Here is a 15,815-nt window from a genome sequence, read left to right as displayed (position 1 = left end):
CGCCGGGTGGTCACCTCACAGAGGTGACCACCCGGCGTCGGCGGTTAAGAAGCAGTGCGAATCAGGCCCAGCGGCTCACGGCTTTCCGCTCGACCACGCCGAGGATCGCGTCCGTGATCTTGCCGATCACGGCCAACAAGATGATCGCCAAAAGCAGCCGGTCCGTTCGACCGTTGTTCTGCGAATCGGTCAGTAGGAAGCCCAGGCCCATGGAGCTGGCGATGAGTTCGGCGGCGACCAGGAATAGCCAGGCCTGCGCGAGCGCCAGTCGGAGACCGGAGAACACGGACGGAACGACCGCGGGCAACTGAATGGTGGTCAGCAGCTTGAGCCCGGAGAGCCCGAACGCACGGCCGGCTTCCACCAAGTTTTTGTCCACGTGACGGAGCGCCATGTAGACGGTGGTGAAGATGGGGAAGAACGCGCCAATGGCGATCAGGGTGACCTTGGAGTCCTCGCCGATCTTCATCCACAGGATCAGCAGCGGAACCCACGCCAGGCTGGGAACCGCGCGGAAGGCACCGATGGTGGGGGTGAGGAGAGCATCCGCCCACTTGGACAGGCCCACGAGGGAGCCGAATGTTAGTCCCAACACGGCGCCGATTGCAAAGCCCAGCAGAACGCGCTGCACCGAGATGCCCACGTGGGTCCACAGTTCTCCCCGCTGAGCCAGATCGATCCCAGCCTCGACCACCGAGCCCGGAGACGGTAGCTGAACGGGGGAGAAGATCCCCAAGACGCTGGTGGACAACCACCACAGCAGGAGCAGAACTAACGGGACGATGGCACCGAGGACGGCGCGTTTGGCCCCTACGCCGCGGCGTAGGGGACCGGCGACGCGAGGCTGCAGGGCGGCGTCGTCGTTCGCTGTATCGGTCGCGTTCGAATTCTTGGGCGAGGGAGTTTCTACCGAGGTGCTCATGCGTCAGCCTTGATGGTCGAGGGGTCGGCCTTCTCGATGAAGGAGGCGTCGATGATGGTGTCGAGGGCGTCGTCCACCTGGGACTGACTGGAGACGTCACCGGACTCCACCAGGTACGGGCCTACGCGGCGCAGGACTTCGAGCTGGGCGTCGCCGGGAACCGGATCGACGTCCAGGTTGGAGCGTTCCGCGATGACCTTGCGCGCGACCGACTCGTCCAGACCTGCGACCTCGGCGAGAATCTTGACGGTTTCGTCAACGTTCTCTGCGGCCCATTCGCGGGCGTACTCATAGGCATCGACCACGGTCTGCGCGATCTCCGGCTTGTCTTCCAGGAAGGACTCCTTGGCGTTCAGGAATCCGTAGGTGTTGAATTCCAGATTGCGGAAGAAGAGCTCGGCGCCCTTCTCTTCGGCGCCGGCCATGATCGGGTCCAGTCCGCTCCATGCATCCACGGAACCGTTCTCCATGGCGGAGCGGCCGTCCGCGTGCTGCAGGTTCTGAACGGTGACCTCGCCGGGGTCCACGCCTGCGTCCTGCAGGGCCTGGAGCAGGAAGAAATACGGGTCGGTGCCCTTGGTCGCGGCCACTGACTTGCCCTTGAGATCTGCGACCTCGGTGATCTCGGAATCGGCGGGGACCACCAGCGCGGCCCACTCCGGACGGCTGTAGAGCGAGACCACCTTGATGGGCGAGTTGTTGGAGCGTGCCAGAAGGGCCGCGGATCCGGCGGTCGAACCGACGTGGATGGCTTCCGCGCGCAAGTTCTCGTTGGCCTTGTTCGAGCCGGCCGACTGGACCCAGTTCACGGTGACGTTCTGGTCCTTCAACGTCTCCTCGAGCCAGCCCTTTTCCTTGATCACCAGGCTCAACGGGTTGTACGTGGCGAAGTCGATGTTGAGGGTAAAGGCCTCTCCGTCCCCGCCGCCCTGGCTCGGAATGTTCTCGCCGCCGGAGCCTTCACCGGCGCATGCGCTCAGAAAACCGGAGAGCGTCACGGCACCCAGGCCCAAGGCCCCCGCTCTCAGAACGGAACGGCGAGACGGCGTGTTTTTGGACGGATTCATGGTGGGACCTCCAGGGGATCGTGTGCAGTGCGAGTAGGCCGGTCGAGAGACTCGGGGCCCGAAAACTGGGTGTGGGGTAGCCCGAAATGGGCGGGGTGTGGCGTTAGTGGCGGTGGGTGTCGACGCCCAGGCCGGAGAGCAGCGTCAGGCGCATTCGGCCCAGTTGTTCGTCGCTGCGATTACGCGGGCGGTCGCCGGGCACGGTGAAGACGTGCGCGATCGACGCCGCCGTCTCGCGGGGTTTGCGGCCCAGCACCACGATGCGGTCGGCCAGCTGGAGGGCTTCATCCACGTCGTGGGTCACGAGCAACACCGTGGTGGGGTGGGCTTCGTGGACCTGCAGGAGGAGATCCTGCATCTTCAAACGGGTCAGGGCATCGAGGGCGCCGAAGGGTTCGTCGAGGAGCAACACACCTGGCCGGCGGGCCAGCGCTCGGGCCAGGGAGGTGCGCTGCGCCATGCCTCCGGACACCTCACGCGGGCGCAAATGAGCGAATTCAGCGAGTTCTACCAGTTCCAGGAGCCGCTCGACGCGTTCCTGTCCCTCTGCCTTGGGAGTGCCCTGCGGCAAGCCGAGTTCCACGTTCTTGTGGATGTTCTGCCAGGGGAGCAGCCGCGGCTCCTGGAAGGCGACGGCGCAGCGGTCGTCGATTCCGTTCACTGGCGTTCCGTCGATCAGAACGGTTCCCTGGGTGGGCGCGTCCAGACCTGATGCTGCGCGCAGCAGCGTGGACTTACCGGAGCCGCTGGGGCCGAGAATGGCGAGAACCTCACCGGGGACGACGTCCAGGGTGATGTCTTTGAGCACCACGTGCGGTTCGTTGCCGTTCTTGCCCGGGAAGGCCCGGCAGACATTGGCGAAGCGCACGGACAGCGCTTGCGACGTTTTGCCCCGTGTTCCGGTTTGATGTTGCCCGGAGCCCGTATCTGTGGCGGTTTCTTCCGCGCGAACGGACGTGCTGGCATCAAGAGACATGGTGTAATCACTCCATCGGTCCTGGCGGTAGCACCTTGCACAAAGCCGGTTGCTGCGGCGTCACTGATCCAGGTCTCTCGGCCGCTCGGGATGGTCGCTCAAAACTAACGCGGGAGTGTGGCGCGCACCAAATTGCCCGAAATATGACCGGTCATGGAGTGAGTTTCTTGGGTCTCCGGAGGCGGTTGTTCGCCTCTTTGGACGGTTACTTCACTGCCCGCAGCGTGGGTCCCTCCTGCTCCACGTTGACCCCCATGGAGTATGTGAGGTGTCCACCCAGGAAGCCACCCACTGTCATGACACCCAGTCCGGCCAAGCCCAGCAGCTTGCCGGGAGTGTGGTGTCCGGTCACCCGTGCAAGAAGCGACCCGGAGTACAGCAAGACGGTCACGTCCATGGTCGCCGCGTGGACGAATCCCACGCGACTGGTCGCACCCTTAGTGGTCTGCCAATCGTGCAGACCGGTGGCCGCCGTGGGGATTGCACTGAGCACGCCAACGCCCACCAGGATGGCTGATGCATCCTCTAGCTCCTCGCCACCCAAGACATCTAAGAGTGCCGACATGCTCCACGCGCCGATGGGGATATCGGTCAGCATGGGATGCAGCGGATGGCCCAGGAAATCCCCGCTCAGTACCTTGCTCACCATCGGTTGTTTCATGATGGGGCCGGCATTTTCCTTGGCGAAGGCGATGACGGAGTCCAGCGAGTTCGTCTGTTCGATCCGGTCGGTGAGCTGCTGCAATGCTTTGATCACGGGGTGCCTCCTGGGCGTTCCATTCTCGACACCGCGAGGCCGGGACGCTGGAAGCGCACGGTGCCTTGGGTCACTTGATCGGCCGTGAACTCACTCTAAGCGTGCTGAGGAAACTTGGGTAGGGTCCGGAGACAGACTCGTGCATCGAGGCACAGATTGAGCATCCTCGCTAAGAGTTCACGATGACCTCTTCAGATGACCGTCGCCCGGCATCCCGGCCGATTCGCCGTCGATCACGAAAATGTGGGACCGCTACAGCCAAGGTGGCCGCCAGGAAAACGATCTGAATCAGGGTCCGGGGGAGCAGCGCTTCCATGGGGCCGCTCGTGAGGCCGGAAACTGCGGCGTAAACGTTCGCCGGGAACATGGCGACCAGCATGAGCGCTAGCCCTCCGGCGGCCCACGGTGCAGTTCGGGACCATAGCAGGCCGAGGGTGCCGAGCAGTTCCAGTACGCCGGTCACCGTCACGAGTAGCTCGGGCGCTGGGAGGGCAGGCGGGACCATTTCGATCATTTCCGCACGCATTCCAACGAAGTGGACTACGCCGGTCATGAAGAACATCGCCGCCAGACCGCCGCGCAAGGCGATTCGCCACGGTCTCAAACGACTGAACCGTGCCATGCCGGCCGCTCGCACTGCGAGTGTGACCACTACAAGAACAATCAGGGGTTCCATAACGTCTTCCTTCCGAAGTGTCAATCTAGACACTGTCAGGATGCGCTCGCGATCCAGTCTTGTCAATGACTAGATAGGTGGATAGTCTCAAAGAGTGAAGACGACAAAGCCGTACCATCACGGCGATCTCGCACGGGCGATACTGAGTGCCGCGGTGGCCGTGATTACCGAATCTGGTCCCGAGCGACTTAGCATGCGCGATCTGGCAAGGCGCGCTGGCGTATCCCATGCGGCGCCGGCACATCATTTCGGCGACAAGGCCGGGCTGTTGACTGCCCTGGCCACGCAGGGATTCGAACTTCTTGCCGAGGCGCTCGACGCGGAACAGCAGCGCAGCGGCGATTTCCTCGAAGTGGGCGTGGCTTATGTGCGCTTTGCGGTCGACCATCGAGCTCACTTCGAGGTGATGTTCCGCCCAGATCTCTATCGGGCAGGCGACACCGGGGTAGTGGCGGCCCGGCAGCGTGCAACCAACGCGCTGTATGGCGGCGTCGAAAACATGCCCTCCGAGCAAAGAGGTGATCGCGATGTCCACGTCGGAGGGGTTGCTGCATGGTCACTCGTGCACGGATTCGCCACGCTGTGGCTGAACAACGCCTTGCCGCCGTGGCTGGGTGAAGACCCCGAGGCCGCAGCACGCGATATCGCGAGGCTGCTCTTTTCGTCGCCAAGTTCCGAACCAACAACGGGCAGCTGAGGCATCGCTGATCGGACTGACAGCACTCACGTGATGGGAGCCCGGTCCGGCGATCGAGGGGAGCGCCAGTGACCTTCCGCATTTGATATGAGACACGCAACTAGGGGTTATCTCAGATTGGCTGCGCAGGACAGGCTGCTGTTGTCGCACTCTAGGTGAGATTTCCGTAGCGCCTCGAAGCCCTGTGTGATGGGCCGCAGCCGCTAGTCAAGCACCACAGTACGCCGAGCACCAAGCCCGAACCCACTAAGAACTCCTGTCGAATGTCGCTGCGCCTGGCTACAGTCCAGGCACATGAAGAGAGCGACCAACCAGCAGACCCTGATCTCCACGGTCTTCGACGCAGCCGAGCGCGCCACGCACTACCCCACCCACCTCGTCCCCGATCTCGACCGCGACCGCACCGAGTACGCCGTCGTGTCCGTGCTCTTGGGAGAGGCGTGGATCGCGGATAGGTAGTCCGGCTCCTACTGCCTCTGTCGGGACGCTAGGGCGCGAAGGCGCGTTGCCAGACGCCTCCACTTTGTCGACCAGCGTGGCGTGAGGGATGCGTCTCCCGTCCCCTCAATGAGGAAGGGATGATTTGCCTCCAGTCGGGCTATGCGGTCCTCTAAATCGGAGATGATCTCGGGCCGCTTCTCCCGCCAGCCCTGTAGAGACTCCAGGTTCGCCCGCAGGCGCGTGTGCCCTTCCATGGCCAGGCGGTGCTTGTGAGCCTCGTAGGACTCGGTGACAGCCTGAACGTCTACCGAGCCGTTCCGGGATAAAAGTGCCGCCCCTTTGAGGACCTTCTTGATCTCGTCCAAGGACTTGCCCACGTCATGAAGGGTCTTGACCTCGGTGTGCATGCTCCCCTGCATCGCGTCCAAGTCGATCACGGAGGTCTCCTCGTAAGTTGCGCCCGAGGAGTCCTTGTAGGTGAGGTGCACCTGATGCGAAGTGGGCCGGACCACGCCGTGGCGCTCGACGTGGCTGTCCCAGAACGCACGCATCTCTTGGTCAGGCGCGAGCATGACGATGGGTTCGGTCAGCATCTTCATCTTGGCGAACTCGTGCCCGTCGACCTCCTCGGCCCGTACGGGTGGAGGATCGAGGCGAACGCTGAGGTCTAGGGCCGGACGCTTGCCGATGTTACGAATCGAGAGGTCGAACAGCCGCCTACTCGCAGCAGAGGGTTCAGCAGTGACGAGGACGTAAGGACGGTTGGCCTCGGCCTGCGCCTTGCGCGCGTCCTTCACCGCATCGCGGCTCGCCCTCCACTGGCCCCAGGCGATTCCCGCTGCCACCCAAGCGGTGAGGAGGAGCAGGGCGGTAAGGACGGTGTAGAGGGCTGTCCAGGCGGTGCCTGACAGGCCCCAAAACGTGTCCATGTCGCTCCTCAGTCCTGGAAGTTCGGTTCGTCACCCCACGTGGCTGAACCAACGAGGTTCGCTGTGGCGATTCCTGCCCTGTTGCCTGACATGGTGGCACTGCCCATCGAGCCGCTGTCGGTGCTTCTGTAGACCACCCGATCACCGTCGATGGTTCCCGCATAGCGGCCCCTTGGGTCATAGACCTTGCCCTTCGAGATAGTGCCGAGGTAGACGCCCGAGCGCGAGTACAGAGAGTCACCGCTGACCTGAAGCGGGCGTCCATTCTTGGTATGAAGGTTCATGCCTCCAGTCTGTACCCGGGCTCGGACAAACCTTGCGAGGGCAGCCGTGTCACCATCCCCCTCGGGGAGTCGCTCCACCGTCCGCGAACCCGGGGAACGTCCGGATTTCCCGCTCGGGCTCGGGAAGGCCGTCACGACGGCGCTGGGCCTCTTGTCGGCGGTCTTCTCGGTCCTCGGCCTCGAAGACCTCGGCAAGCGCCTCCATGTCGGCCCGGAGGGAGTCCTTGGGGTTGTGCTGGATCATGACGGTCCCTCCTGAGATGGGCTTGTGCTACTGGGTGCTATCGAGAGTAGGCGCACAGTCGTACGAGCACGCTCGGTCGGCTCACTCTGTTGGGTATCTTGGACTGAGTGAACGAACGAGTCGCGAAGATCGGAACGCGGTACCCGTCGCGGAGCGACGTGGCTACCGCCCACCGCAGGTGCATCACCTGCTGGGCGTGTGGGTCCGAAAAAGAAGTGAGCATCGCCGCTTCAGCCGATTAGGACGGCGGCTTGGCCACTGACCCGAAGGAGTATGGACTTCTTTGCTCCAACTGCCACTTGAAGGCGCCGCAGTTGGGTTCCGCCGAAGTGTTCTGGGCATGGCTCGCTCGCCACCAGTCCTCAGAGGCTGGCCCAGCGAACGCCACCATGGCGTCCCTGGTTGACGAACTGAATCTTCTGCCCGCCGAAGAGCGGGAGACGGCGCTGACTCAGGGTGTCGGAATCGCGGTCCTGATCGCGAGCCGAGGCACGCCAGACCACCCGGCCTACCGCGAAGACTGCGCCGACCGGACGTTCGGTGAGGTGATGGAGGAGGCCCTCAGATTGGTCGTGGACTGGCTGCATGAAGGGTCGCTCGCGCACCGGATAGGCCATCCCGAGGAAGTCTTGACCGAACGTGAACTCAGACGCTACGAGTTCAGCCGCCCCCGGTTTGGTAGCCCAGACGCACTGCCACGAACCACCTAAGTATCTACAGGCGGTAGCCGCGCTGCGAACGGCGCAGCCTGTCTCTTTCGCGCTTTGCCTCCAGCGCCCTCTCCATCGCCATTCGAGGAATCGTCATGCGGACGCTGGTGGAGATGTCTCTCTTCGTCTCACCTGCCATGATCGCGTCACAGAACTCCGGCCCGCACTTCTCACACCAACCTGATTTGAGGACAACGGCGGCCTGGTTGTCCTGCGGGAGACGGTCAACGGTCGTATCCGTCCAAAGGTTCGCGGACGGACCGTCGTTGCAGTCACAACTGAAGGCGATGTAGTCGTTGTTCTTGAACTTTTCCCACACCTGCTGGGTAACGATCATCTCGTGTCGCTCGGCAGCCTGCGCACACTTGGCTGCGTAGTTGACCGGCCTGCCCGCCCAGACGGCCTCCTGTTCTGAGACGTTCCGCCGCGTTCCGATCTTCTTGACGAGGGTGCGTGCAGCGTGGACACCCACCTTGTAGCCAGTCTCCGGGGCGTCTGGCCACCGCTTCTCCAGTCGTGCCACCAGGTCTTCGCTGAACGTCTTGATCGTGACCCCTGCGCACAGTGCTCGCTCGTAGGCCCGGTCGCCCCAGAAGAGGCCGAATCCGCCGTCGCCTTGGATGTCGATGAAGTTCGCCTCGAAGTCGTGGAAGATGCGCACCGCACCCTCGACGCTGCTCTTGTAGATGCGGGCGGTCGACTTGTCGTGCTTGCCGGTACCGAGGTGGGTAGACCCCTTCAGGTCACAGACCACGGCCACAACCTCAGGAAGTTTGATCCACGTGTCGCTGGACGAGGAAGGGATGTCCTGGGCCTTGAAGGTGCCGTCCTTCTCCACCACAGGGATGTCGGAGTTGTTCAGGACTGTGTTCACCTCTTCGCCCAGTGCGTCGAGGAGGGAGGTCAGGAAGGCGGGTTCATCGCTCATATGAACAAGGCTACGGAGCCGGTCTGACACTCTTGGGCTACCAGCACAGCGCCTGGCCTACGACTACCGCCACCGTGCCCAGCAGAGACAGGAATCCGAGAAAGATGGCGCGGTTGGCCCACGTGTATTTGCGGACGGCTACGCCAGAGTTCGCCACGATCTGACGCGCAAGGTGCTCGGTGACCGTGTTCGGATCAGCCAGTGCGCCCCTGAGGTGTGCCGGGTACTGGTCGGGCTGGCCCGCAAAGTGCCGATGAACGTCGCCGTAGTAGAGCGGGTTCAACTTGGTCTGGTCGGGCTCGTGTGCGAACTGGGGCAGGAGACCCAGCGAGGCGCACCCAGTGGCCAAGAGCAGCAGCAGCCCGGAGACACCCTCCAGGGCCAGCATGAGGGCGGAGCCGCGCCCCACTTCGATGACCAACGTGATTAGTCCCGCCGCTAGGACGCCCAGGAACGCCAGAACGACGCCGAGTTTCGTTTCGGCATGCTTCACCCACTCGTTGACGTTGGTCAGTACGCCCCACGCCTCCGTGGCTGTCTTCGGATCGGGGGCACCTGTCGAGGTCGATGCGGCGGGCGGACTGCTTTCCGGCACCGGAGAGGTCCAGGTGCGACGAAGCCAATCAAAGAAGCCCATCTCAGTAGTCGCTCGCCACGCCGGACTCGTAGAGGCCCTTGACCGTCTTGGCGTCCCGGATGGCCTGCCGGATGCACAGGTGATCCTTACCGGAGCCCATCATGCTCGGACTTCTTCCTCGGGCTTGCTCCGCGTATGACCGGCGCGGGCGTCGACCTCCACCGAGATCGAATCGCTCGGGAATGAATAGTCCACGGTGGCGAGGTACTTGCGGTAGCCGAGCATCTCCAGCAGGACCGACAACGAGTGGTGGTTCTGGTCCTTCAGCAGGGCAGTCGTGAAGTCGGCGTTGTTCTGCGCCATGTCGATCACTGTGGTCAGGAAGGCCGCAACGACGCCGGGGTCGGAGTTGAAGTCCTGATCGGAGTTCGCCTGCGCCTTGGCCACCAGGTCGGTGTTCTCCTTGGTCTTGCGCAGCGTCAGTTCCAGTTGCTGCACCGCGTCGTCGGCGGTCAGCCCGCTGTCAGCGAAGAGGCTGTTGATGGCGTCGATGATCTCGTCCCACTGGGCCTGGTCACGCTCGCGAGCCTGGGCCGTTCCTATCTCGGCCAGCGGAGTCAACGGCGTCGACTCACCCTTGGAAAGATCTAGCGTCTGAGTGCCCTGGTTGTCGATCTTGAAGCGCGACAGAGCGATGTCAGCCACGCGGACCTTCACTCCGGACTGCTCGTCACGAAGACGCTTGGCCAGCAGGCGGTAGTAGATCGCTCGCTGCTCCATCTCGACCCCATAGGGCACGATCTGCGACAGGAAGTCATACGCCTTGACGTAGTTGGACAGGTCGGAGCGGAAGCCCTCCAGCCGCTGGACCTCTTCGTCGTCCTCGTCCTCGCGTGCTTGGTGCAGGGCGGCAACGAAGCGCTTCGCTCCGGGGTCAATGGCCCCAGCGAGCATGCCGTGCAGGCCCTTGGTCACGGCGTCGCTGGCCTCAACCATCTCCCCTTCGGTGTAGACGCGATCCAGTCCCACGGCGTCCAACTTGGCTGCGATCCGGTTCACCAGGTCGGGGTCAGTGGTCTCGGTGAGTTCGGCACCTTCGTAGTACGGCAGGAACGCCGTGAGGATGTCCTCACCGGAGTTCACGAAGTCGAGCACGTACACCTGGTCCTTGCCAGCCCACGTCCGGTTCAGGCGGGAGAGGGTCTGCACGGCCATCACTCCGTCGAGGCGCTTGTCGACGTACATCGCGCACAGCAACGGCTGGTCGAAGCCGACCTGATACTTGTTGGCGACGATCATCACCTGATAGTTCGGGCCGTGGAAGGCGTCCGCGAGGCTCTTGCCCTTGGTCCCGGTGTTGACGCTGGCCTCGGTGTACTCACCGACCCCCAGCAGGTCATCGGGTGCGATGTCGTGGTCATCGTTGCTGACCGTGACCTTGCCCGAGAAGGCGACCAGGGCGTGCACGTCGGTGTAGCCACGCTTGGCGACGTAACGCTCGACGGCGTTGTAGTACCGCAGGGCGGCCTTGCGCGACGAGGTGACGATCATCGCCTTGGCCGCACCACCAAGCATGTGCGACACGTTGTCGCGGAAGTGCTCCACGATCAGTGCCACCTTCTGGCTGATGTTGTGCTCGTGGAGTTGCACCCACTTGACCGCAGCCTTGCGCGCGGCCTCCTTGTCGACCGACTTGATGTCGTCGTCCTTGGTCTTTAGGGCCAGTTCGTAGGCGACCTTGTACTCGGTGAAGTTCTGGAGCACGTCAAGGATGAAGCCCTCCTCGATGGCTTGGCGCATCGTGTAGCGGTGGAAGGGCTCAGGCGTGGGGTTGCCCTCGTCGTCCAGCACGTCAGGGTTGGGGGTGCCGAACAGTTCGAGCGTCTTGGACTTCGGTGTCGCCGTGAACGCCAGATAGGTGACGTTCGGGGTCTCTGCCCGCTGGCCCAGTTCTGCGGCCAGTACGGCCTCGGTGTCCACCTCGCCGCCGTCAGCCAACGACTCTTGCTCCTCGGGACTCAGGACTGCCTTCAACTTCGACGCAGCCATGCCGGTCTGGGAAGAGTGCGCCTCGTCCGCGATGACCGCGTAGTGACCACCCTTCGACTCGGCCTGCTGGCGCAGGTACTGGAGGACGAACGGAGCGGTCTGGATCGTCACCACGATGATCGGGGTACGCATGGCCAGCGCCTCGGCCAGTTCCTTGGACTTGGACGAGCCTGCGCCGTCAATGGAGACGACTTGGGTGCCTCGCGGGTCCAACTGACGCATGGCATCGGTCATCTGCTTATCGAGCACATTGCGGTCGGTCACGACGATCACCGAGTCGAAGACCTTCTTGTTGTCTGCATCGTGCAGGGCTGCGAGCCGGAACGAGGTCCACACGATGGTGTCGGTCTTGCCGGAGCCAGCCGAATGCTCGATCAGGTAGCGGTCCCCGACACCGTGATCCTTGACGTGGCCGACGATCTTCTCCACGGCAGAGAGTTGGTGGAACCGGGGGAAGCGCAGCGAGACGGAGGTCTCCTGCTTGCCCGTGACCGGGTTGGGCTTCTCCTCCTTCCGCGTGACCAGGTACTTGGTCAGGATCGTCAGGAACATGTCCTTGTCGAGGATGTCGGCCCAGAAGTATTCGGTGCGGGCACCCTTCGGGTTCAGGGGATTGCCCTTGCCGCCGTCATCGCCCTTGTTGAACGGCAAGAACGTCGTCTTCTGCCCGTCCAACTTCGTCGTCATCGAGACCTCGTTGTCGGTGACCACGAAGTGCACCAACGTCCGCTTGCCCCACGCCAGCAGCGTCTCCTTGCCGTCCGCGCCGGGGTTGCGGTCGTTCTTGTATTGCACCTGCCCTCGGGTGACCGACTGGGTGAACTCGGTCTTCAACTCGATGGTCGCCACCGGCAGGCCGTTGAGGAAGAGCACCAGGTCGATGGACTTCTTTGCATCCGTCACCGAGTAGTGCACCTGCCGCACCACGCGCAGCCGGTTGTGCTGGTAGTCCTCGACCGTCTTCGGGTTCAAGGTTTCGGTGGGCTTGGGTTGGGCCATGAGGAAGCGAGACCCGATGCGACGGAAGCCCTTGCGGAGGATGTTGAGCGTGCCCCCGCCGCTCTCGACGGGCTGATTGAGCGCAGTGGCGAGGGCGTCGAGGATTCCGTCGCGCGCCTTCATCTCCTGTGTGGAGTCCATGCCCGGCTTGATGAACTTCGCCAGTTCGTCACTCTGCGTGGCCTCCAGCCAGGCGAACACGTCCTCGGGGAACAGGGCACGCTTCTTGTCGTAGCGGGCGTTGCTTCCCTCTTCGTAGAGCCAGCCCTTCGAGTGGAGGAGCGCGACGGCCTCGTTCTCCATCGCCAGTTCCTTGTGCGCCTCGGTCACGACGCCTCCTTCTCGGTCGTCGGGTCGATCCGCTCGACGCCGGTGGCGGGGTCGATCCTGCCCGTGACGGCGGCGGTGATGAGAGCCTCGCGACGCTCGCGGAGCACAGCGATCGAAGTTTCGGTCTCTCCCACAAGAATGGAGCCCTGGGCGAGTTCCTTATCAAATCCTTCCACGAGTCGCTGCTGCTCAGCGAGAGTCGGCAGGGGCACAGGTGCATTCATGATGGCCCGCTCGTTCATGTAGGGGATGGTGCTCTGGTTGATGTAGGGGTAGATGTCCAGGTCGCACAAGACGTGGTACAGGAATCGAGAGACCACTCCCGTGCGAGGGACGAACGCAACCATGTTGTTGTCGATGCAACAGTCGTGCATGTTGATCCCGACACGGGCAAGCAGTGAAGCCGCGCCGATCTTTGCCATAAGGCTCGAACCAGCCGGAACTATTTGTGCCCCCAGTTCGGAACTAGTCTCGGAGGTAATGGAATCGCTCTCCGCAGTGATCACTCCGCGCGAGTCTCGGTGCGCTAGCGCAGCGACCTTATGGAAGGGGAGTTCGAGGCCCTGTTCTCCCTGTTCATCCAACGGGAACGCGCTCCCGGAGACCTTGACCGTCAGGTGCTTCAGGGGCCGGGTAGCCTCCGTCTCGCGGAGGTCGAAGAAACCTCGCCGCCTGATCGCTGCACGCCGCTCCATCACGCTGCGGAGTAGTTGCTCCTGCGCTTCGATCATGGCGTCGATCTGTGCAGTCTCGCGGTCGAGGAAGTCAGCGATGGCTCGTTGGTGCGACATAGGTGGAAGCGCGCCCAGGGGTAGATGCCGAATGTCCTCCTGTCGCAGGCCCACCCGCGTTACGCCGCTCGCACGCGTTTCCCACCACGCGAACGCCGGTCGGCTATTCAAGTACCAGAAGAGGAACTTTGGATCAACCAAGTCTTGGTGCGGAGTCGCGATGGCGACGTGGTAGCCGCACACTAGGTCAGGCGCGCTCGTCTCGACAAAGGCGGGAATGCCGATGTCGTCAGCCGTTTCCGAATCTTTCGTAAAGACGACATCGCCTGGTGCGAGCCGGAAACGGGCGATTTCATCCGGCGTGCAGGTTGCGGGCATGAAGTCGAAGTCGTTGAGAATGACCTCGTTCTTGTACACGTCCACGTAGTTGCATAGCCGAACCGCCTGCTCACCCTCGTTGGTGTGCTTATCCACGGTGCTAACGCGGACATCTGAGACGTTGAAGAGGCGAGCCTCTCGCGGCTGGATCAAGCCTTCACCTCCGCGAAGAGTGCCTGCACCCGCGCGATGGCCGCCTGCACGTCGGCGTCGATCTCCGCGAGCGGTCGGGGCGGGACGTACTTGTAGAACGCCCGGGTAAAGGGAATCTCGTAGCCGATCTTGGTCTTCGACTCGTCAACCCATGCCTCGGGAGCCCAGGGGAGTACCTCGCGTTCCACGTACGCGTTCACGTCCTCGGTGAGCGGAACGTTCTCGGTGTCGCGCAGCCCGGAGTCGGGCTCGACCTTGCCGCGCGGCGTCTTGACGATCTCTCCCTCTGGGGAGGACTCCGCGAACGCGGCGACGACCGCCTTGCGGACGGCTGGCTTCAACGTCACGCCGTGCGCACCCAACGCCGGGCCGAGCGCCTTCTCAAAGTCCGCCTGGCTCTTCCATGTCCACTCCTTCTCCAACGTCTCCAGCGCCGTCCGAAGGTCGTGGCGGTGGTCCTTGTCGAGGGCCGCAACTGCCTTGGCCTCCATGACCTGCTCAACCTTGTCGGCGTCCACGGAGAAGACCAGACGCAACGGCTGCTCGACGGTGATGGTGCGGTAGCCGAAGTCGGCGGTGTTGAAGACCTTCGAGACCTCGGGGTCTGCGTCGGTGAACTCGCCGTAGAGCCCCACGATGGTCGAGATGTTGGCGGGGGAGAGCATGCGTCGCTTCGCACCGATGGACTTGCGCATCTTCACCCACTGCGCGGTGGCGTCGATCAACTGGACCTTGCCCTGACGCTCCTCGGGCTTGTTGTTGTCGAGCACCCAGATGTAGGTCGCGATGCCGGTGTTGTAGAACATGTCGGTCGGAAGGCCCACGACGGCGTCCACCAGGTCGTTCTCCAGCAGCCAGCGCCTGATCTCCGAGGGCCCCGAGCCAGCCGCCCCGGTGAACAGGGCCGAGCCGTTGAGGACGATGGCTCCACGCGCGCCGCCTTGGGAGGCGGGGCGCATCTTCGAGACCAGGTGCTGAAGAAACAGCATTGCGCCGTCGCCCACGCTGGGAAGCCCCGCAGCGAAGCGTCCGTCGTCGCCGTCTCGCTCCCGCTCTGCCCTGACCGACTTCTCCTGCACCCTCCACTCCTGCCCGAACGGAGGGTTGGACAGGCAATAGGTGAAAGTGCGCCCCTCATGTCCGTCCTTCAGCAAGGTGTCCCCGAAGAAGATGTTCTGGGCATCCTGCCGCTTGATGATCAGATCGGCCTTGGCCATGGCGTAGGAAAGGGCATTGAACTCCTGCCCGAACAGGTTCAGGGTCGCGCCGCTGCCGTGATTCTGGAGCCACTCGTGAGCCTCCGAGAGCATCCCTCCGGTCCCGCAGGTGGGGTCGTAGACCTGACGGATGGCGTGCGGGTCCGACAGGTCGTCCTCGTCCGGGGCGAAGAGCAGGCTCACCATGAGGCGGACCACCTCGCGGGGGGTGAAGTAGTCACCCGCCACGTCCTTGGACGCCTCCATGAAGCGCCGGATCAGTTCCTCGAACACATCGCCCATCTCGGCGTTGCTCACCCGGTCGGGGTGCACGTCGAGGGCGGCGAAGCGGTTGACGATCTCAGGCAGCCGATCCCGGTCGTCCAGGTCGCGGACGATCTTCGGCATGTCGAAGCGCTCGAAGACCTCGAACACCTCCGGGTCGAAGCCCTCGATCATGGCCTGAAGGTTGGCCGCGAGGTTCGCCGGGTCGCCCAGGTTCTTCAGGCTGAACGGGGAGGTGTTGTAGAACGTCTGGCCCGAGGCCCGCCGCAACGTCTCCTGCCGCACCAGGGCAGGGCTGCTCTCGTACTTCGCTGCCGCATCGAGCACGGCTTCCTTGCTCGGAGCCAGTACGGAGTCCAGTCGGGCGAGCACGGTGAACGGGAGGATCACTGTGCCGTACTCCTTGGGCCGGTAGGGGCCACGGAGCAGGTCCGCGATGGACCAGATGAAGTTCGGATCAGGCTTCGTCACGCTTACTTCCTTGCA

16 protein-coding genes and 1 riboswitch are annotated in these 15,815 nt (G+C 63.3%); of the genes, 3 read left to right on the top strand and 13 right to left on the bottom strand.

What is annotated here, in order from left to right; all coding sequences use genetic code 11:
- Window positions 1–61: 61 nt before the first annotated feature.
- The 5 genes from EWV37_RS00525 to EWV37_RS00505 form a co-directional block, all read right to left on the bottom strand.
- Window positions 62–922: an ABC transporter permease gene (locus EWV37_RS00525; RefSeq protein ID WP_095797931.1), complete on the bottom strand. Its 861-nt coding sequence runs from the start codon at window positions 920–922 to the stop codon at window positions 62–64.
- Window positions 919–1,989 (bottom strand): aliphatic sulfonate ABC transporter substrate-binding protein, encoded by a 1,071-nt coding sequence (locus EWV37_RS00520; protein WP_129699393.1) that lies wholly within the window; start codon window positions 1,987–1,989, stop codon window positions 919–921. Before EWV37_RS00520 ends, EWV37_RS00525 begins: the two co-directional genes overlap by 4 nt.
- 103 nt (window positions 1,990–2,092) lie before the next feature.
- Window positions 2,093–2,965 (bottom strand): ABC transporter ATP-binding protein, encoded by an 873-nt coding sequence (locus tag EWV37_RS00515; RefSeq protein WP_129699392.1) that lies wholly within the window; start codon window positions 2,963–2,965, stop codon window positions 2,093–2,095.
- A 9-nt stretch (window positions 2,966–2,974) separates the two neighbouring features.
- Window positions 2,975–3,062, bottom strand: a riboswitch (SAM riboswitch).
- A gap of 108 nt (window positions 3,063–3,170) precedes the next feature.
- Window positions 3,171–3,722: a DUF2231 domain-containing protein gene (locus EWV37_RS00510; RefSeq protein WP_095797934.1), complete on the bottom strand. Its 552-nt coding sequence runs from the start codon at window positions 3,720–3,722 to the stop codon at window positions 3,171–3,173.
- A 169-nt stretch (window positions 3,723–3,891) separates the two neighbouring features.
- On the bottom strand, window positions 3,892–4,398 hold the full coding sequence (locus tag EWV37_RS00505) for a DoxX family protein (RefSeq protein ID WP_095797935.1): 507 nt from the start codon (window positions 4,396–4,398) through the stop codon (window positions 3,892–3,894).
- A 94-nt stretch (window positions 4,399–4,492) separates the two neighbouring features.
- Here EWV37_RS00505 and EWV37_RS00500 point away from each other — a divergent pair, with 94 nt between their 5' ends.
- On the top strand, window positions 4,493–5,095 hold the full coding sequence (locus EWV37_RS00500) for a TetR/AcrR family transcriptional regulator (protein ID WP_095797936.1): 603 nt from the start codon (window positions 4,493–4,495) through the stop codon (window positions 5,093–5,095).
- A 294-nt stretch (window positions 5,096–5,389) separates the two neighbouring features.
- Window positions 5,390–5,554 carry a hypothetical protein gene (locus EWV37_RS15440; protein WP_165189128.1) on the top strand — a complete coding sequence of 55 codons (165 nt, stop codon included), beginning with the start codon at window positions 5,390–5,392 and terminating at the stop codon, window positions 5,552–5,554.
- Between the two features lie 8 nt (window positions 5,555–5,562).
- Here the strand turns inward: EWV37_RS15440 and EWV37_RS00495 are convergent, their stop codons facing one another.
- Genes EWV37_RS00495 through EWV37_RS00485 form a run of 3 tightly spaced genes read right to left on the bottom strand, consistent with a single transcriptional unit; the run spans window position 5,563 to window position 6,993 of the window.
- Complete coding sequence (locus EWV37_RS00495) at window positions 5,563–6,465, bottom strand: hypothetical protein (RefSeq protein WP_129699391.1); 903 nt, start codon at window positions 6,463–6,465, stop codon at window positions 5,563–5,565.
- A gap of 8 nt (window positions 6,466–6,473) precedes the next feature.
- Entirely contained in the window at window positions 6,474–6,749 is a 276-nt protein-coding gene (locus EWV37_RS00490) for a hypothetical protein (RefSeq protein WP_129699390.1), read from the bottom strand.
- 49 nt (window positions 6,750–6,798) lie between these two features.
- On the bottom strand, window positions 6,799–6,993 hold the full coding sequence (locus EWV37_RS00485) for a hypothetical protein (RefSeq protein ID WP_129699389.1): 195 nt from the start codon (window positions 6,991–6,993) through the stop codon (window positions 6,799–6,801).
- Between the two features lie 251 nt (window positions 6,994–7,244).
- Between EWV37_RS00485 and EWV37_RS00480 the strand changes: the two genes are divergently transcribed.
- Window positions 7,245–7,703, top strand: coding sequence for a hypothetical protein (locus tag EWV37_RS00480; RefSeq protein ID WP_129699388.1), 459 nt, complete (start codon window positions 7,245–7,247; stop codon window positions 7,701–7,703).
- 4 nt (window positions 7,704–7,707) lie between these two features.
- Here EWV37_RS00480 and EWV37_RS00475 read toward each other — a convergent pair whose 3' ends face one another.
- The 5 genes from EWV37_RS00475 to EWV37_RS00455 all read right to left on the bottom strand — a co-directional run bounded on the left by EWV37_RS00475 (window position 7,708) and on the right by EWV37_RS00455 (window position 15,800).
- Window positions 7,708–8,631 (bottom strand): hypothetical protein, encoded by a 924-nt coding sequence (locus EWV37_RS00475; protein WP_129699387.1) that lies wholly within the window; start codon window positions 8,629–8,631, stop codon window positions 7,708–7,710.
- Between the two features lie 37 nt (window positions 8,632–8,668).
- Window positions 8,669–9,268: a Pycsar system effector family protein gene (locus tag EWV37_RS00470; RefSeq protein WP_129699386.1), complete on the bottom strand. Its 600-nt coding sequence runs from the start codon at window positions 9,266–9,268 to the stop codon at window positions 8,669–8,671.
- 99 nt (window positions 9,269–9,367) lie between these two features.
- Complete coding sequence (locus EWV37_RS00465) at window positions 9,368–12,586, bottom strand: type I restriction endonuclease subunit R (RefSeq protein ID WP_129699385.1); 3,219 nt, start codon at window positions 12,584–12,586, stop codon at window positions 9,368–9,370.
- Window positions 12,583–13,848 carry a restriction endonuclease subunit S gene (locus tag EWV37_RS00460; RefSeq protein ID WP_129699384.1) on the bottom strand — a complete coding sequence of 422 codons (1,266 nt, stop codon included), beginning with the start codon at window positions 13,846–13,848 and terminating at the stop codon, window positions 12,583–12,585. The genes EWV37_RS00465 and EWV37_RS00460 overlap by 4 nt, the downstream gene beginning before the upstream one ends.
- Window positions 13,845–15,800, bottom strand: a complete 1,956-nt coding sequence (locus tag EWV37_RS00455) for a type I restriction-modification system subunit M (RefSeq protein ID WP_238662968.1) — start codon at window positions 15,798–15,800, stop codon at window positions 13,845–13,847. Before EWV37_RS00455 ends, EWV37_RS00460 begins: the two co-directional genes overlap by 4 nt.
- Window positions 15,801–15,815 lie beyond the last annotated feature (15 nt).

The organism is Kocuria carniphila, from assembly GCF_004136555.1.
Classification (GTDB): Bacteria; Actinomycetota; Actinomycetes; order Actinomycetales; family Micrococcaceae; genus Kocuria; species Kocuria carniphila.
This window is presented reverse-complemented; position numbering and strand designations above follow the sequence as displayed.